This is a genomic window from Conyzicola nivalis, from assembly GCF_040548875.1.
Lineage (GTDB): Bacteria > Actinomycetota > Actinomycetes > Actinomycetales > Microbacteriaceae > Conyzicola > Conyzicola nivalis_A.
The window spans coordinates 1,291,161-1,308,389 of the sequence record NZ_JBEPSJ010000001.1 but is presented as its reverse complement, the minus strand read 5'-3'; the positions used below and the strand labels follow the sequence as shown (position 1 = coordinate 1,308,389).

16 protein-coding genes are annotated in these 17,229 nt (G+C 69.4%); 5 read left to right on the top strand and 11 right to left on the bottom strand.

Features of this window, described 5'->3' with window-relative positions:
• Positions 1-205: 205 nt before the first annotated feature.
• From ABIE21_RS06340 to ABIE21_RS06330, 3 genes are read right to left on the bottom strand one after another with little or no spacing between them, the layout of a single operon-like run.
• Positions 206-886: a copper resistance CopC family protein gene (locus tag ABIE21_RS06340; RefSeq protein WP_354023927.1), complete on the bottom strand. Its 681-nt coding sequence runs from the start codon at positions 884-886 to the stop codon at positions 206-208.
• A gap of 2 nt (positions 887-888) precedes the next feature.
• Complete coding sequence (locus tag ABIE21_RS06335) at positions 889-1,593, bottom strand: YcnI family copper-binding membrane protein (RefSeq protein ID WP_354023926.1); 705 nt, start codon at positions 1,591-1,593, stop codon at positions 889-891.
• Between the two features lie 43 nt (positions 1,594-1,636).
• Positions 1,637-2,245 carry a hypothetical protein gene (locus tag ABIE21_RS06330; protein WP_354023925.1) on the bottom strand — a complete coding sequence of 203 codons (609 nt, stop codon included), beginning with the start codon at positions 2,243-2,245 and terminating at the stop codon, positions 1,637-1,639.
• A gap of 174 nt (positions 2,246-2,419) precedes the next feature.
• Here ABIE21_RS06330 and clpX point away from each other — a divergent pair, with 174 nt between their 5' ends.
• The 3 genes from clpX (at position 2,420) to ABIE21_RS06315 (ending at position 5,536) form a co-directional block, all read left to right on the top strand.
• A complete protein-coding gene (clpX, locus tag ABIE21_RS06325) occupies positions 2,420-3,697 on the top strand; it encodes an ATP-dependent Clp protease ATP-binding subunit ClpX (protein WP_354023924.1) in 1,278 nt (425 codons plus the stop codon).
• Between the two features lie 97 nt (positions 3,698-3,794).
• Entirely contained in the window at positions 3,795-4,958 is a 1,164-nt protein-coding gene (locus ABIE21_RS06320; RefSeq protein WP_354024412.1) for a benzoate/H(+) symporter BenE family transporter, read from the top strand.
• Positions 4,959-5,080: 122 nt separating this feature from the next.
• Positions 5,081-5,536, top strand: coding sequence for a hypothetical protein (locus tag ABIE21_RS06315; RefSeq protein WP_354023923.1), 456 nt, complete (start codon positions 5,081-5,083; stop codon positions 5,534-5,536).
• A 146-nt stretch (positions 5,537-5,682) separates the two neighbouring features.
• Here ABIE21_RS06315 and ABIE21_RS06310 read toward each other — a convergent pair whose 3' ends face one another.
• Together ABIE21_RS06310 and ABIE21_RS06305 are read right to left on the bottom strand one after the other, a co-directional pair.
• On the bottom strand, positions 5,683-7,089 hold the full coding sequence (locus ABIE21_RS06310) for an HNH endonuclease signature motif containing protein (protein WP_354023922.1): 1,407 nt from the start codon (positions 7,087-7,089) through the stop codon (positions 5,683-5,685).
• 352 nt (positions 7,090-7,441) lie between these two features.
• Positions 7,442-9,472: a M3 family metallopeptidase gene (locus ABIE21_RS06305; protein ID WP_354023921.1), complete on the bottom strand. Its 2,031-nt coding sequence runs from the start codon at positions 9,470-9,472 to the stop codon at positions 7,442-7,444.
• Between the two features lie 111 nt (positions 9,473-9,583).
• Between ABIE21_RS06305 and ABIE21_RS06300 the strand changes: the two genes are divergently transcribed.
• Complete coding sequence (locus ABIE21_RS06300) at positions 9,584-10,210, top strand: ArsR/SmtB family transcription factor (protein WP_354023920.1); 627 nt, start codon at positions 9,584-9,586, stop codon at positions 10,208-10,210.
• Between the two features lie 33 nt (positions 10,211-10,243).
• Positions 10,244-10,468, top strand: coding sequence for a hypothetical protein (locus ABIE21_RS06295; protein ID WP_354023919.1), 225 nt, complete (start codon positions 10,244-10,246; stop codon positions 10,466-10,468).
• Positions 10,469-10,488: 20 nt separating this feature from the next.
• Here the strand turns inward: ABIE21_RS06295 and ABIE21_RS06290 are convergent, their stop codons facing one another.
• The 6 genes from ABIE21_RS06290 to ABIE21_RS06265 all read right to left on the bottom strand — a co-directional run bounded on the left by ABIE21_RS06290 (position 10,489) and on the right by ABIE21_RS06265 (position 17,191).
• The gene (locus tag ABIE21_RS06290; protein WP_354023918.1) at positions 10,489-10,737 is read right to left on the bottom strand and encodes a hypothetical protein; all 249 of its coding nucleotides are present in this window, start codon (positions 10,735-10,737) and stop codon (positions 10,489-10,491) included.
• Entirely contained in the window at positions 10,737-11,186 is a 450-nt protein-coding gene (locus ABIE21_RS06285; protein ID WP_354023917.1) for a GNAT family N-acetyltransferase, read from the bottom strand. The genes ABIE21_RS06290 and ABIE21_RS06285 overlap by 1 nt, the downstream gene beginning before the upstream one ends.
• Positions 11,186-13,750, bottom strand: coding sequence for a valine--tRNA ligase (valS, locus tag ABIE21_RS06280; protein WP_354023916.1), 2,565 nt, complete (start codon positions 13,748-13,750; stop codon positions 11,186-11,188). Before valS ends, ABIE21_RS06285 begins: the two co-directional genes overlap by 1 nt.
• A 67-nt stretch (positions 13,751-13,817) precedes the next feature.
• Positions 13,818-14,639, bottom strand: coding sequence for a hypothetical protein (locus ABIE21_RS06275; RefSeq protein WP_354023915.1), 822 nt, complete (start codon positions 14,637-14,639; stop codon positions 13,818-13,820).
• Between the two features lie 24 nt (positions 14,640-14,663).
• Positions 14,664-16,409, bottom strand: coding sequence for an ABC transporter ATP-binding protein (locus tag ABIE21_RS06270; protein ID WP_354023914.1), 1,746 nt, complete (start codon positions 16,407-16,409; stop codon positions 14,664-14,666).
• Entirely contained in the window at positions 16,406-17,191 is a 786-nt protein-coding gene (locus ABIE21_RS06265; RefSeq protein WP_354023913.1) for an ABC transporter permease, read from the bottom strand. The genes ABIE21_RS06270 and ABIE21_RS06265 overlap by 4 nt, the downstream gene beginning before the upstream one ends.
• Positions 17,192-17,229 lie beyond the last annotated feature (38 nt).

Below are 17,229 nucleotides of genomic sequence, written 5' to 3'. Positions count from 1 at the left end.
ATTTCCGGCGGTGCTGCTCGGCTGTCGAGAGTCAGAGGTCTCGGCGCCGGCGAGGACGAGTCAGTCGTCCGGAAACGGCTCGCTCGCTTCGGGGCATGTGCCGGAACGGGCTCGCGACGCCGGAACGGGCGCGCGCGGGGCGAACCCGTTCCGGGGTCTCGATACGGCCGCGGACGGCCTACTCGACCGGCGGTACCTGCCGGCTCTACTCGACCGGCGGCGTTGCCGCCTCGGAGTCGGCGCCCGGCTCCTTCTTCGGGCGCACGAGCAGCAGGGTCGCAGCGATCGCGACGACGATCGCCAGCGCGGCGCCGCCGAGCCAGAGCAGAGTGGTCCCGGTCTCTCCGTCCGAGGCGGCGGGCGGCGCGGGCGTCGAGCTCGGCTCGTCCGCCTGCGTCGTCATCTCCGGCTCGGGAGTGGTCGCGGCGGGTGCCTCGTCGCCGCAGACGCGCGGCTCCGCCTCGCCGACGCTCGGAACGAAATCGGCCGGGGGAGCCCAGGTGAATGGCACGGTGCCGCTTGTCGGGTGTCCGTCGGACGACACGTACTGCCAGGTCAGCGTGTACGCGCCCGCCTCGCCGAGGGCGGCTGGCGTCGACATGGTGTCGTCGACGATGCTGACGCAGCCGTCCTGATAGAACAGCCCCGCGGCATCCGTGATCCGAAGCCCGAAGTTCGCCTCGGCGCCCTCGGGAGCGACGATGGTCTGACTCGCGGTGACCGAGAACTCGGCGGGCAGCGTGGTGAGCACCTCGTCGGGCGACGGGGTGGATGCGACTACCGCGTCGTGCGCCCGTGCGGGCGCCGCGAACGTGAGGACGGCGCCGATGGCCACCGTCGCCCCGAGGGCAACAGCAGTGACTCGGCGCAGACGGTGGCCGGCCATGCTTAGTTCACCGGCTTACGGCGAGCCGTGACGGCGAGCACTATTCCCACGGCGCCGACGATGAGGCCGCCGATGCCGAGGATGCGCGCGAGAACGTCGTCCGACGACGCCGCGTCCGGGGCCGCAGCGGCGGCCTCGTCAGCAGACGCCTCGACCGCTGCGCCGTGATGGTCGGCGGCAGGCGCGTCGTTGATGGACAGCACCGGAGCGGGGTGCTCCGAGTCGTCACCCTCTTCGTTCCAGCTGACGACCGAGCCGTCGGTGTAGCCCTGGTCGGCAGGAAGCGTCACCGACCCTGTGTCGGGAACCGGGCCGAGCGACAGCGGGAAGAGCTGCAGCTGGCCTGCGCCGATCTCGGATCCCGCATCGGCGGTCCAGATGACGGATGTCACGGCCTCGGTCACCGTCGCATCCCCGACGGTCACCGCCTCGGGCAGGGTCGTGCGCACGAGCTCGGCGCTCCAGCCGGCGACCGGCACGTACCGCACGCTCGTGAACGGGGTGTCGGTCGGCAGCGCGACCTCGACCCGGTTGGTGGTCGCCGTGTCCGACTCGTTCGGCACCTTGACGGTGACGACCGTGTACGAGCCGGCGACGGCCTGCCCCGGGTCGATCGTGACGTGGGCGCTGGCGGCGAGCGGCACGGCGAGGGCGAGCAGTAGGCCCGCTCCGATCGCTGCGGGCACGCCGATGGTGATTCTGTTCATGATGGTGCTTTCTCTGGTGATACTTCGTGGATGGAGCGGAGTCTTAGGAGAAAGACGGCGCAGGCGGGCCACGAAGCCCCAGAGTCGAGCGCAGCACCGCGCAGATGCGCGGCACGAAGAGGTGGCCGACGACGCGTGCGCGACGTGCCGGGCGAGGCACCAGCGGTAGGGCCGGGATGCGCGGGAACAGCGTGCGCACGAACAACAGCGCGATGGCGGCCAGACGCCAGAACGCGCTCTCGCCGTAACGCAGGGCAACAATCGTGAGCACGGCGGCGGCGGCGTGGCCGAGCCACATCCACCCGTCGGCGTGATGCGCGACACCCCCGGCGTCGGCGCCGAGCGTGAGCGTCGCGGAATGGTCGTGCGCGCTCCCGGTGAACCGGGCGGGCGCGCCGGTCGATGTTCCGATCGTGCTGAACAGCACGTGGAAGGCGAGCTGGCTGATGGCGACGGATGCCGTGAGCCGTGTCAGCGAGAGCGTAGTCCCGGTCAGAGCTATGCAGGCGACGCCCGCGAAGGCGAGAGCCACCACGAGCGAGACGACGCTCGGGCTGTTGCCGCCGGCGAGCGTGTGCGAGGCGGCGGCGACGGTGGTGGAGAAGAGGGCGGCGAGCCAGCCACGCGCGAAGCGTGCCCATCGTGTCGTCATGTCTCACCTCAAATCCGCTATTTATCGCTGTCGCTTCAGACTACTTCGTGGGGGCCTGTACGTTGGAAATGTGAGGGTGCGCGACGCGCTCGAACTCGGGCGAGTGCCAGCGACCGACGGTGGCACGGGTTAGGCTCTGTTCACGTAGCACACGGTGATTGAGGGAGGCTGCACATGGCTCGCATCGGGGAGAGCGCCGACCTGCTCAAGTGTTCCTTCTGCGGAAAGAGCCAGAAGCAGGTTCAGCAGCTGATCGCCGGTCCCGGCGTCTACATCTGCGACGAGTGCGTCGAGCTGTGCAACGAGATCATCGAAGAGCGTCTCGCCGAAGCCGGCGAGGAGGCTTCAAGCGAGTTCGAACTGCCGAAGCCCCGCGAGATCTACGCCTTCCTCGAGGAGTACGTGATCGGCCAGGAGGCCGCCAAGAAGGCCCTCTCCGTCGCCGTCTACAACCACTACAAGCGCGTGCGCGCCCGCACAACCATCGCCTCCGTCGACACGGTGCTCGACGACATCGAGATCTCGAAGTCGAACATCCTCCTCATCGGCCCGACCGGCTGTGGCAAGACGTATCTCGCCCAGACGCTCGCTAAACGCCTGAACGTCCCGTTCGCCGTCGCCGACGCCACGGCGCTCACCGAGGCCGGCTATGTCGGTGAAGACGTCGAGAACATCCTGCTCAAGCTGATCCAGGCGGCCGACTACGACGTCAAGCGCGCGGAGACCGGCATCATCTACATCGACGAGATCGACAAGATCGCCCGCAAGGCCGAGAACCCGTCGATCACCCGCGACGTGTCTGGTGAGGGCGTGCAGCAGGCGCTGCTGAAGATACTCGAAGGCACCGTGGCATCCGTTCCCCCGCAGGGCGGCCGCAAGCATCCGCATCAGGAGTTCATCCAGGTCGACACGACCAACGTGCTCTTCATCGTCGCCGGCGCCTTCGCCGGTCTCGAGGAGATCATCTCGCAGCGAGCCGGCAAGAAGGGCATCGGTTTCGGCGCCCCGTTGCACAGCAAGAACGACAACGTGAACCTGTTCGGCGAGGTGCTCCCCGAGGACCTGCACAAGTTCGGCCTCATCCCCGAGTTCATCGGCCGCCTCCCGGTCGTCGCGACGGTGACGCAGCTCGACCAGGTCGCGCTGATGGACATCCTCACAAAGCCGAAGAACGCGCTGATCCGCCAGTACCAGCGCATGTTCGAGCTCGACGGCGTCGAGCTGCTGTTCGAAGATGACGCGCTCGAGGCCATCGCCGACCTCGCGGTGCTGCGCCAGACCGGTGCCCGCGGTCTGCGCGCCATCATGGAAGAGGTGCTCGGGCCGATCATGTTCGAGGTGCCCAGCGACGACCAGGTGGCCAGCGTCATCGTCACCCGCGATTCGGTGCTGAACAACGCGGCGCCGACGATCGTGCCGCGCGCCGCGCCGCTTCAGGAGAAGTCGGCGTAACCAAGCCGGTCCTGCGGGTCAGGCTCCTCGCCTCGTCGACCGGGCGCCCGGTACTCGCACCCCATTCGCATCACCGCTTGAGAGAGCCCGATAACCCATAGTCCAACCGATCGTCGCGGGGATAGTCGCCGCCATCACCGGCTTCTCCAGCTCGTTCGCCATCGTGCTCGCGGGGCTCGCCGCGGTCGGGGCGACCGACGCGCAGGCTGCCTCCGGGCTGCTGGTGACCTGCGTCACCATGGGCGTCCTGTCGATCCTGCTGAGCGTCGCCTTCAAAGTGCCGCTCAAGTTCGCGTGGAGCACCCCCGGCGCCGCGTTGCTCGTCGCGACCGCGGGCATCACCGGCCGGTTCGGGGAGGCGGTGGCCGCGTTCATAGTCGCCGCACTGCTGATCGTTCTCGTCGGACTCTGGCCGGCGCTCGGACGCCTGATCGCCCGGATCCCGCGGCCGATCGCCAACGCCATGCTCGCCGGTATCCTGTTCCCCCTCTGTCTGGCTCCGGTGCAGGCGGCCGTGCAGATCCCGTTGCTGGCGATCCCGGTGATCGTGGTCTGGCTGGTGCTGAGCAAGCTGGCGCCGCGCTGGGCGGTTCCGGCAGCGATCGTGCTAGCCGGAGTCCTGCTCGCGGCCACCGTCGACTCAGGGTGGCTCACAGGCGCGAACCTGCTGCCGAACCTCGCCTTCGTCGCACCGGAGTTCGACCCGCTGGTCGTCGTGAGCATCGCCCTGCCGTTGTTCGTCGTGACGATGGCGGGGCAGAACATCCCCGGGGCGGCGATCCTCACGAGCTTCGGCTACCGGGCACCGGTGCGCGCGGCGCTCGTCGGATCGGGAGCGCTGTCGGCCGTCGGCGCGTTGTCCGGCGGGCTCACGATCAACCTGGCCGCTCTGACCCAGGCGCTCACCGCGGGACCGGAGGCCTCTCCCGACAGGGACAAGCGCTGGATGGCCCCGGTCGCATCCGGCGTCACCTACATCGTTCTCGGCCTCTTCGCGGCGTTCGCCACCGCCTTCGTGATCGCCTCGCCGCCGCTGCTGATCCAGGCCGTGGCGGGCCTCGCCCTGCTGGGCGCCCTCATCGGCGCGGTGACCTCGGCGCTGGAGGTGCCGCGTGACCGGCTGTCGGCGATCGCCACGTTCCTGGTGACGGCGTCGGGTATCACGGTGATGGGCATCGGATCGGCGTTCTGGGGACTCGTCGTCGGCGGGATCGCGATGCTCTGGTTCGGGTGGCGGAGGCCGCGGTCGGTCGAAGAGTAGGTTGCGTCAGCGCTCGGCTAGGTCGCCCCCTCGACTGACCGGCGCTCCTTCCCACGCCGGGTCGTCGACCGACCGTCCACACTCTGCACCACCATGTCGGCAGTCGGTCTGACACTGCCCGCATGACAACCAACGAGATCACCATCGCCCCGTTTCTGACCGCGTTCGTCGAGGCCTACCGGGCCGACAAACCGGCCGCGGAAGTCAAGCGGATCACCTACCTCGATGCCCTTTTGCGACGTTGCGTGGAGGCGACGAGCGACCGCGGCCTCTGCGACGAATGTCGGGTGCTGCTGGATTTCGAGAGGGCGTTCAACCCCGTCGACCCGTTCGCGAGCGCCATGGGGATGGAGAAGCTGATCTACATACTCGGAGTGTTCGTTCACTCTCCGTGGCTGCGTTCCGACGTGGCGATGGAGGCGGCGCAGTGGCGCTTCGTGCGCGAGCTGGTGCGGATCCTCGAGGTCACGCCAATCGTCGTCTCGCTCGGCTACCGCGATGAAATCGAGTGGTTGCGCGAGCATATTGACCGGGGTCTCCGCAGTACGTCGCAACGGCGGTCTTCACGTCGACGGTAGCGAGGGGCGCGGGCGCGGGCGCGTGGGCAGGACGCTACACCCACTTCCCGCCGCCCGGCACCCGCTCACCGCCGGGCGCCCGCTCACGCCCGGCACCCGCTTACCGCTGCCCGGACCCGCCTCCCTCCGTCCGACCGCCGCTGCAGTCAGCGCAGGGCCGCGAGCATCCCGAGCCGCTTGTTTCCGAGCGGTCTCCAGATCTGGTCGGGGTCGACCCATGGCGGAGCGAGCATGTGCGGTCGTCCGTCGAACATGCGAAGCGTGAAGTGGTTGCGATGGATCATCCGGTGGCACGCACTGCAGAGGAGCGCACCGTTGTCGATGTCCGTAGGCCCCTCGTCTGCGGCCCACTGGTCGACGTGGTGTCCCTCGCACCATCCCGGCGGCGCACCGCAGTTGACGCAACCGCCGTCTCTGACCGCCAGCGCCTTCATCTGGGCCGGCGAGAACAGCCGCCGTTCTCGCCCGAGCATAAGGACCTCGCCCTGATCGCCGAGCAGGATGGGCGCGTAGCCGGAGGCACACACCAGCTGCTCGACGGTGGCGGAGCTGACCGGCTCTTCGATGCCGTCTATCCAGCCGACACCGGTGCGTTTGCGGAGGTCGTCGAGCGTGATGATCGCCGTCACCTGCGCGGTCGACCGCATTTCGCCGGGCCCTTGCCCTGTCGACCGCACACCGGCCGCCAGCAGGCCGGTGACCACGTCGTAGTGGCGCTGGTCGCGGGTGCGCGTGTCGACGATGGTGATCTCCGTTTCGCCGGTCTCGTTCGTCGTGAAGATCATGCCGCTGGCGATGTCCTGTTCCGAGAGGAACCGCGGCTCGTTGCCCGGCCGGTCGGCCTCGTAAAAGGCCGCTTGCAGCAGCGCGGCGTCTGTGGGGGCGAGCAGACCGCTGAATCCGGTGAGGCCGTCTTTCTCCCGGCCGAGTCGAAAGCTGCGCTTGCGATGGATGCGCTCGTCGCGCGGCTCTGCGCCGTCGGGGTCGAGCGCCTCTCGCCAGGCACGCGCCTGAACGGTGACCTCGTCTGCCGTCGACTGCGTGGCCGCGTCTACCAGCGCCGCCTCGGCCGCCTCGACGTGCTCCGGCGGCGGGCAGGCGGTCGAGGTCGCCTGTTCGAGGCAGCGGACGATCGACCCCGCGGCATCCAGCCCCACCGCGCCCGCCTGGAGTGCCTCCGCGACCGCGGGACGCTGAGGAGGGAGGCTCTCACCGCTCAACTGGGTGCGACCACGGGTGGCCTTGCCGAGCATCGTGCGTCGGCTGGCCTCGGCGGGGGAGACGCGGGTGAGCTGCTCTAGTAGCTGCCAGCCGCGCTGGTGCCCGAACCGGAACGCGAGACCCTCGGTGCCGCGCTCGAAGCCCGACCTCTCGTCGATCTCACCGGCGACCTTCGCGCGCATCGCATCCAGCAGGCGACCCGCCTTCTCGACGGCCACCGCGAGCGCGCACAACTGCTCGTCGCCGGCGCCCGCGAGCGGGGCGACTGCCAGCTGCGCGAGCAGGTCGTGCACCCGCCCAACTCCGTCTTCGGTCGCATCGATGTCGTCCATGTGAGAAGTGTCATGCCGACCACCGACATTGGAAGAATCCCTGATCAGCAGCGCGTTTTTCTGTGGAGAAGCGAGGTGCGACGGGCGTTGTGGAGGAGAGGATGAGGCGGAGGGAACAGTGCGCGGCGGGGGACTTCGACAGGCTCAGCGACCGGGGCAGTTCGACAGGCTCGGTGACCGCCGCGCTTCGACAGGCTCAGCGACCGGGGCGCGTCGACAGGCTCAGCGACCGGGGCGCGTCGACAGGCTCAGCGACCGGGGCGCGTCGACGGGCTCAGCGACCGGGGCGCGTCGACGGGCTCAGCGACTGCCGCGCGTCGACAGGCTCAGTGACCGCCGCGCTTCGACGGGCTCAGTGACCGGGGCCGTCGAGTCCGCGGCGCTTCAGCAGCGGCGCGATGACGGCGTCGCGCCCGCGGAAGTCACGGAACGCCTCCAGCGGGTCCTTCGAGCCGCCGACGCCGAGCAGCAGCGAGCGGAACCGGTCGCCGTTCTCGCGGGTGAGCCCGCCGTTCTCCGTGAACCAGTCGACGGTGTCGGCGTCGAGCACCTCGCTCCAGATGTAGGAGTAGTAGCCCGCGTCGTAGCCGCCCGAGAACGTGTGCGCGAAGTAGGTGCTCGAGTACCGGGTCGGCACGGCGGGGTTGTCGAGCCCGACAGCCTGCAGTGCCGCGGACTCGAAGGCCGCGACATCCGTCACCGTCTCCTCGGCCCCGATGGCGTGCCACGCCTGGTCGAGCAGTGCCGCGGCGAGGTATTCGCTCGTCAGGAACCCCTCGTTGAACGCCGACGAGGCCTGGATCTTCTCGACGAAGTCCTGCGGCATCGGCTCGCCGGTCACGTGGTGCACGGCGAAGTTCGCGAGCACCTCTGGCCAGAGCATCCACATCTCGTTCACCTGGCTCGGAAACTCGACGAAGTCGCGGAAGACATTGGTGCCGGCGAACTTCGGGTAGGTGACTAGCGCGAACAGCCCGTGCAGGGCGTGCCCGAACTCGTGGAACAGCGTGTTCACCTCGTCAAAGCTGAGCAGCGTGGGGGAGCCCTCTGCGGGCTTCGGCACGTTGAGGTTGTTGACCACGATCGTCGGTGTGCCGAGGAGGGTGCTCTGCGAGATGAGCGAGTTCATCCACGCGCCGCCGCGCTTCGAATCACGCGTGTACAGGTCGTAGATGTACAGCCCGACCGGGGTGCCGTCCGCATTGCTGACCTCGAAGACGCGGGCGTCGGGGTGATAGGCGACGAGGTCGTGCCGCTCGGCGAAGCTCACGCCGTACAGGCTCGTCGCGGCGAAGAACACGCCGTCCTGAAGAACACGCTCGGCCTCGAAGTAGGGGCGCATCGCGGCGGTGTCGACGTCGTACGTGGCTCGACGCACCTTCTCGCAGTAGAACGCCCAATCCCACGCCTCGATCGGCTCGCCTCCCGCGACCGACTGGAGGGCCGCCTGTTCGGCGCGCGCGTTGCGGGCCGCGATCGGGGCGAGCGCACCGAGCATTTCGAACACGGCTTCGGGGGTCTTCGCCGTCTCGTCCGCGGTCACGAACGCCGCGTGGCTGTCGAACCCGAGCAGGCGGGCGCGCTCGGCCCGAAGGCGCGTGATCTCGAGCACGAGCTCGCGGTTGTCGAACTCGTTGCCGCGGCCGCCGCGGGCGCGCGATGCGGTCATGATCCGTTCGCGTACGCCTCGGTTCGTGAGGGACGAGAGGTACGGATGCCCCGTGGGTAGCACCAGCGTCACGAGGTATCTACCCTCGAGGCCGCGGTCGAGGGCTGCCGCCGCTGCCGCCGAGATCTCGCCCTCGCCGAGGCCGTCGAGCTCGGCGACGTCGTCGATGACCACCGCGAGCTCGTTCGTGTCTGCGAGCAGGTTCTTCTCGAACCGTGTCGTGAGGGTCGAGAGCCGGGAGTTGTAGTCGCGCAGGAGCGCCTTGTCGTCGTCGTCGAGGGCGGCCCCGGCGATAGTGAACTCGGTGAAGTATCGCTCGACGAGGTAGCGCGCCTCCGGTTCGAGCCGCTCGCGGTCGGCGTGTACGGCGGCGATGCGGGCGTAGAGCTCGGCGCTGAGCCGGATCGCGTCGGAGTGAGCCGCGTACAGCGGCGCGATCTCCTCTTCGAGTTCGTTGGTGAACTCGGTGCTGTCGGCCGAGCTCTTGTTGTAGAACACCGCGGAGACCCGGTCGAGAATGCGGCCGCTGCGCTCGAGGGGGAGGAGCGTGTTCTCGAAGGTGGGCTCGTCGGGGTCGCGGACGATCCTCTCGACCTCCGCGAGCTGTTCGGTGAACCCCTTGTCGAAGCCCGGTCGGTAGTGCTCGTCGGCGATCTCGGCGAAGGGAGGGAGTCCGAAGGGCAACGGGCTGGCGGTGAAGAACGGGTTCGTCATCTCGCCAGCCTAAGACGCTTCGTCGATCGAACGGCGGAGCGACGCCGCATGCAAAGAAACCATTGCAAAATAACCGTTGCAAAGGTTGCTTTGCAACGATATCTTTGCACCATGACCATTCCGCAGCGCCCCACCGAGGGAATCCGCTCTCTCGACATGACGAGTCTCAAGGCCCTGGCGCATCCGCTCCGCGTGAAGATCGTCGACGCGCTCGGCACCTACGGCGCGCACACGGCGAGCGGTCTCGCCGCGCGGCTGGGGGAGTCGAGCGGAGCGACGAGCTACCACCTCCGCCAGCTGGAGAAGCACGGCTTCGTCCGAGAGAACACCGAACGCGGGTCCGCGCGCGAGCGCTGGTGGGAGCGCACCCCGGAGGGGATCAGCGTCACACCGATCGAGTACCCGCCGAGCCCGTCGGAGCGGTCGGCGAGCGACCTGCTCACACGCGAGTGGCAGGCCAATCGCGACGCGCTGCTCCAGGACTTCCTGGCCCACGGCAGCAGCGATCTCGAACGACGGTGGTTCGAGGCGTCGACGGTCAACACCACCAACCTCAGACTCAACTCCGACCAGCTGTTGCAGCTCGTCGCCGAGATAGAGACGATCACGGAGCGCTACGCGGCGCTCTACAAGGCCGAGGGTGTTCCGGGCACACGGCCGGTGCAGATCCAGCTCAACGCGTTCCCCGTGATGGACGCGGAAGAGGTTCCCGAGCCGCCCGACAATGTCGGTGGCTAGGTCTAGATTCACGTCAAAGGGAAGGGAATTGCAATGAATGCCGCAAGCACAATCACGCGGCGCGAGGCTCAGCCGACAGCGCTCGATCGACTAGCGCTCGCCATCGGCACCGCCCTCGTGGCATGGAGTCTCCGCCGAGACCTCCGTCCGCAGATCAGTCACGAGCAGCAGTACCTGCGCGAGCTCAACAGACGCGAGGTCGAGCACATCACCGCCGCCCGCGACCTGGGCGCCAACCAGCTGTACCGGCTGGGCTAGCTGCCCGGCTACCGATCGGGCTAGTGGTGGTCGGCGTCGTCTCCGCCGTCGAAGCTCGTCGTGACGTTGCCGGCGTGGTCGACGCGGATCGTCGTCCCGTCGTCCAACTCGACGACGGGCCGACCCTCGAGCCACGTGAGCGTCCAGCGCCACTGGCTCGTGTCGACCTCGGCGAGCTGCGACTCCACATCGCGCACGGCCAGCACCACCGACGGTGGCAGGCGTTCGGGGGTCGGGCCTCCGACGCTCCAGCGGGTTCCGAGTTGCATCAGCCGAGCTCCTTCTCGTAGGTGACCCAGCCCGCGCGAGTGGCGACCCGGTCGTACACGCGCTGTGCGCGGGCGTTGTCTGCGGCGGTGATCCAGCGCAGCGTGCCGCCGCCGCCGGCCGTCGCAGCCGCGACGACCGCGTCGATCAGCGCCGTGGCGGCACCCGAGCCGCGCGCGTCGGGAGAGACGTACAGGTCGTCGAGCGTCCAGCCGGTGCCGGCCGTGAACGTGTCGGCCTGACGACGGTAGTGGGCGAAGCCGACGAGGTCGCCCGTGTCGTCGGTCGCCACGACGGCGTTGACCTCGTGCGAGGCATCCATGATCCATCCCCACACGCCCGACAGCACGGACTCGTCGAACGCGGTCTCGTAGAAGACCCCGTAGTCGACGAACAGCCGAGCCCAGGCGTCACGGTCGCCGGGCTCGGCCGGGCGGACGACGACGCTCATCACACCTCGGCCGCAGGCTGCTCGGCGAGCACGATGTCGCTCACCGACACCGAGTCGGACTCGATGAAGGTGACGGTCTCGATGCGTCCGACGCCCTGCAGGTCTTCGAGTCCGAGCTCGAGCATCGCGGGACCGGAGATGGTCGCCGAGGTGACGAGCGTCTTCTGCGACGCCTTCGCGTCGGTCTTCGCGCGGCGGATGCTGATCAGCGCCTCGCTCACGAGCGGCAGCAGCCCGGTGGGCTCCGGTGCGCCCTCGGGCACGACGGGCCAGGCGGCCGTGTGCACCGAGGTGTCGTGAGTCCAGCTCCAGACCTCCTCGGTCGCGAACGGGATGAAGGGGGCGAACAGGCGCAGCAGCACGTTCACTGCGGTGCGCAGCGTGATGACCGCCGAGGCCTGTCCCTCGGGAGTGGCCGAGCCGTAGGCGCGCTCCTTGACCAGCTCGAGGTAGTCGTCGCAGAAGACCCAGAAGAAGTGCTCGGTGGTCTCGAGGGCGCGGGCGTGGTCGAACTCGTCGAATGCCTTCGTGGCGATGGTGACCACGCGGTTGAGCTCGGCGAGCAGGTCGACGTCGAGGTCCTCGGTGACGCCGGCCCCAGCGACGGGCTCCGGGAACGAGTACACGAACTTCGCCGCGTTGAGCACCTTGATCGCGAGTCGGCGGCCGATCTTGATCTGCTTGGGGTTCTGCGGGTCGAAGGCCGCGTCCGTGCCGAGCCTGGACGAGGCGGCCCAGTAGCGCACCGCGTCGGAGCCGTGATCGTCGAGCATGCCCTTGGGGGTGACGACGTTGCCCTTCGACTTCGACATCTTCTTACGGTCGGGGTCGACGATGAAGCCGGAGATGCCGGCGTTCTTCCACGGGGCGACGCCCGACTCCTGCTCGGCGCGCAGCACCGTGGAGAACAGCCAGGTGCGGATGATGTCCTGGCCCTGGCTGCGCAGGGAGTACGGGAAGACGAGGTCGAACAGTTCGGGGTCGGTCTCCCAGCCTCCGGCGATCTGCGGGGTGAGGCTCGAGGTGGCCCAGGTGTCCATGATGTCGACCTCGCCGACGAAGCCGCCGGGCACGCCGCGCTGGCTCTCGTCGAAGCCGGGAGCCGTGTGCGACGCCGGGTCGACGGGCAGGTCGGCCTCGGTCGGCACGATCACGCGGCCCTTCTCGCCGTCGGCGTCGAGCTCGTACCAGACGGGGATCGGCACGCCGAAGAAGCGCTGGCGGGAGATCAGCCAGTCGCCGGTGAGCCCGCCCACCCAGTTCTCGTAGCGCACGCGCATGAAGTCGGGGACGAAGTTCACGTCCTTGCCGCGCTGCAGCAGCCGGGCGCGCAGGTCGGCGTCGCGGGCGCCGTTGGCGATGTACCACTGGTGCGTCGAGATGATCTCGAGCGGCTTGTCGCCCTTCTCGAAGAACTTCACCGAGTGCGTGATGGGCTTCGCGTCGCCGATCATCTCGCCGCTCGCCTTGAGCAGCTCGACCATCTTGGCCTTGGCGCTGAAGACGGTCTTGCCGGCTATCTCGGCGTAGGCGGCGCGCGCGGCGTCGGAGGTGATGGCCTCGGGCGCATCCGCCACTATGCGTCCGTCGGCGCCGATGATGGTGCGGTTCGGCAGGTCGAGTTCACGCCACCAGATGACGTCGGTCACGTCGCCGAACGTGCAGATCATGGCGATGCCCGAGCCCTTGTCGATCTGGGCGAGGTGGTGGGCGACGACCGGGACCTCGACTCCGAAGACCGGGGTGGTGACGTTGGTGCCGAAGAGGTGCTTGTAGCGGTCGTCGTCCGGATGCGCCACGAGGGCCACACAGGCCGCCAACAGCTCCGGGCGGGTCGTCTCGATGAAGACGTCGTCGCCGTCTGCCTTGTGGAACGCGAGGCGGTGGTAAGCCGCCGGCATCTCCTTGTCTTCGAGCTCGGCCTGGGCGACCGCGGTGCGGAAAGTGACGTCCCAGAGGGTGGGGGCGTCGGCCTGGTAGGCCTCGCCGCGCTCGATGTTGCGCAGGAACGCGCGCTGGGCGGCACGCTGGGCGTCTTCGCCGATGGTGCGGTACGACTGGGTCCAGTCGACGCTGAGGCCCAGCTGGCGCCAGAGCAGTTCGAACTGCTTCTCGTCTTCGGCGGTGAGCCTCTCGCACAGCTCGATGAAGTTGCGGCGCGAGACGGGAACCTGGTCGGCGGCCTTGGAGGAGGCGTTCTCCCCGCCCTCGAGCGGGGCGACGTAGCCCTCGACGTAGGGCAGCGAGGGGTCGCAGCGCACGCCGTAGTAGTTCTGCACGCGGCGCTCGGTGGGCAGGCCGTTGTCGTCCCAGCCCATCGGGTAGAAGATGTCACGGCCGAGCATGCGCTGGTAGCGCGCGATGAGGTCCATGTGGGTGTAGCTGAAGACGTGCCCGATGTGCAGGCTGCCCGACGCGGTCGGCGGGGGAGTGTCGATCGAGAAGACGTTGGCCTTGGCGGCCGCCGCGCGGTCGAAGAGGTACGTGCCGCGCTCCTCCCAGGCGGAGCCCCACTTGTCTTCGAGTCCTTCGAGGGCGGGCTTGTCGGGCATGGCGTTGGGCATGGTGCTCCGGTTCTATAGACGGCACCGTGTCGTTGGTGAGGTGCCTGGCTGGGGTTCAGCCCCTAATCTACCGCGCCGTGACGGTGACCGTGTTGCTCGCGAGGCGGCCCTCGGAGTCTTCGAGCGTGACCGTGTAGACCTCGCTGGGCACACTGCAGTCGTAGCTCAGCTCGTCGAACGTCGCGGTCGGCGGCAGGTCGCTGAAGGTCGGGTTGAGCGCCGCGTTCTGCGTTCCCACGCCGATGTAGGCCGTAGTGGCGTCGCTGCTCGACCAGGAGAAGGTGAGCGGCGCCTCGTCTTCGCCCTCCTCGCAGGCTGCGTTGGCCGGTGCGGTGAAGGTGGCGAAGGTGGGGCTCGTGACTGGGGGCGCGACGGTCTGGGTCGGCTCGGGTTCCGGCTCCTCGCTCGGCGTCGGCTCGGGCTCGGGTGCGGCGCTCGACTCGGTGGGAGTCGGGGCCACGGCGGGCTCGTCCGCCCCGCCGAACAAGGTGATCAGCAGGACGATGAGGGCGATGAGCAGGGCGGCGCCGATGCCGATCAGCCACCACATGAGGGTGTGCTTCTTCTTCGGCTCGTCGGGATTGGTCGCCGAGGTAGACGTCGCGGTGTACGTCGTCGCGCGGCCGGGCGGGGTCGTCGCGGGCGGGGTGGTGCGCACAGTGGGCGTCGAGTCGACCGGCGGCCAGTGCGCGGGGTCTTGGCGGTTCGACGGCAGGTCCTGCGCCGGCATTCGGCGGGTGGGCGCGTATTCCGTCGGGGACTCGGGGGGCGACGCGGCGGTTTCCGGCGACGGCTCGTTCGGCTCGATCGGGGTCGTGGGCGGCTCACCCTGCGGGGTGGCCCCGTCCTTCTTCGGGTCGAACTTCTCGGTCGGTGTCTCGTCGCTCATCGTGTCCTTCCGTCCGCGACGAGTCTAGGACCCGACCGACGGCACTGGCCAGAGGTCGAGGTCGCCGCCGATGCGCGGAGCCGAGGCGAACAGCGCCCGCGTGTACTCGTGCTGCGGCGCGCCGAAGACCTGCTCGGTCGCACCCCGCTCGACCACTCGGCCGGCGCGCATCACGAGCACCTCGTCGCTCACGTGCCGCACGACACCGAGGTCGTGGGTGATGAACAGGTAGCTGAGACCCAGGTCGCGTTGCAGCTCGTCGAGCAGGTCGAGCACCTGTGCCTGCACCGACACGTCGAGGCTCGACACCGGTTCGTCGCACACGATCAGATCGGGGGCGGGAGCGATGGCGCGCGCGATCGCGACCCGCTGCTGCTGTCCGCCGGAGAGTCTCGCCGGACGTCGGTTCATCACCCGTTCGTCGAGGCCCACGCGGCGCAGCAGATCGGCCACCTCGACTCCGGCACGCTGCGAGCGGCCGTGGGTGAGGGCATCCGCCACTATCTGGCCGACCGTCTTCCGCGGGTCGAACGAGCTGAGGGCGTCCTGGTAGATCGCGCCGACGCGGGGGCGCAGCGGACGGCGTTCGCGTTCGGTGGCGGTCGACCACGGCTCGCCGAGCAGGCGCACGTCGCCGGAGTCGGGCCGGTCGAGCGCGAGCACCAGGCGCGCCACCGTCGTCTTTCCCGAACCGCTCTCGCCGACGATGCCGAGCGTGCGGCCCCGCTCGAGCGTGAAGCTCACGTCGTCGACGGCCAGCCGCGCCCCGAAGCTTCGGCTGAGCCCCGCCGCCACCACGACGGGTGTGCTCGGAAATTCAGGAGTAAGCGCCTCCGCCCGCCGGGGATGCGCGGAATCGCGACCGGCCACGGGCGTAACTCCTGAATTTCCGTTGAGGGAGGTGGCGGGCGCCGGGGTGGCCGGGGAGGGGACCGGGACGGCGGGCGCCGGGGAGGGGACAGGGACGGCGGGCGCCGGGCCCAGCCGGGTGCCGCGGGGGCGGTCGGTGGGGACGGCCGCGATGAGACGGCGGGTGTACGGATGCTGCGGCTCGGCCAGCACGGAGGCGCTCGGTCCGCTCTCCACGATGCGGCCCTCGTGCATCACCAGCACGCGGGAGGCCAGCCGCGACACCACCGCGAGGTCGTGGCTGATCAGCACGAGCGCGGCGCCCTCGGATCGCAGCCGTTCGAGCAGGTCGAGGATGCCGGCCTGCACGGTCGAGTCGAGCGCGGTCGTCGGCTCGTCGGCGATGATCAGCCGCGGGCCGAGCGCGATCGCCGATGCGATCACCGCGCGCTGACGCAGGCCGCCGGAGAGCTCGTCGGGGCGCTGCCCGGCGCGCAGCTCCGGGTCGGGCACGCCGACGTCGGCGAGCAGCTCGAGCACACGCGCACGACGCTGTGCGGGTGTGCTCGATGTGTGGAGGCGCAGGGAGTCCGAGATCTCACGCCCGACGGGTCGCAGCGGGTCGAGGGCGACGAGCGCGCCCTGCGACACGTAGCCGACCTCGCGGCCTCGGAGCGAGCGCAGGCGTGCCGCCGAGGCATCCAGAATCTGCGTCTCGTCGAACCGCAGCTCGTCGGCGGTCACGCTGGCCTGGCGTCCGGCGAGACCGAGCAGGGCGCGCGCCGTGACGCTCTTGCCCGAGCCTGACTCGCCGACGATGCCGATGCACTCGCCGGCGGCGACGTCGAACGAGACGTCGGAGACGACCTCCGCGTCGCCGAAGCGCACGCGCAGTCCGCGCACTGAGAGCAAGGCGCTCACGACTCCCGCCCCCGCTGCTGGATTCCGCGGCCGAGCAGGGTGGTGGCCGCGGCGCTCAGCACGATGAACAGTCCGGGGAAGAACGTCATCCACCAGAACGACGCGATGTAGGTGCGTCCGGCGGAGAGCATGGCGCCCCACTCGGCGGCGGGCGGCACGGCCCCGAGCCCGAGGTAGCTGAGCGACGACGCCCACACGATCGACTGGCCGATGCCGAGGGTCGCGAGCACGAACAGCGAGCCGGCGACGTTCGGCAGCACGTGGCGCACGATTCGGCTCGGACGTCCGCGGCCGAGTACGAGGGCGGCCTCGAGGTACGGGGAGGTGCGCACCTGGATCACCCGGCTGCGGATGATCCGCGCGTAGCCGGGCGCCGTGGAGAGGCCGACGGCGATCGTGGAGGTGACGACGCCCGGACCGTAGACCACGATGAACAGCAGCGCGAAGAGCAGGCCGGGGAAGGCGAAGAGCACTTCGAGAAAACGCGTGGTGCCGAAGTCGAGCCAGCGCGGGCCGAAGCCGGCGAGCAGGCCGAAGACGAGGGCGAGGCCGAGGCCGATCGCGGTGGCGGCGATTCCGATGAGGAGGGAGGCGCCGGTGCCGTGGATGACCCGGGTGTAGATGTCGCGCCCCGACTCGTCGGTGCCGAAGACGTGCGCGAGCGACGGCGGCTGGAAGCTGTCGAGCGGAGCGATGGCGAGCGGGTCGCCCGGGGCGAGCACGGATGGTGCGAGGGCGGCGAGGGCGAGGAACGCGATGACGACGAGGGCGGCGGTCTCCATGACGCGCGGGCGCGTACCGCGTGGTCGCACAGCGCCCG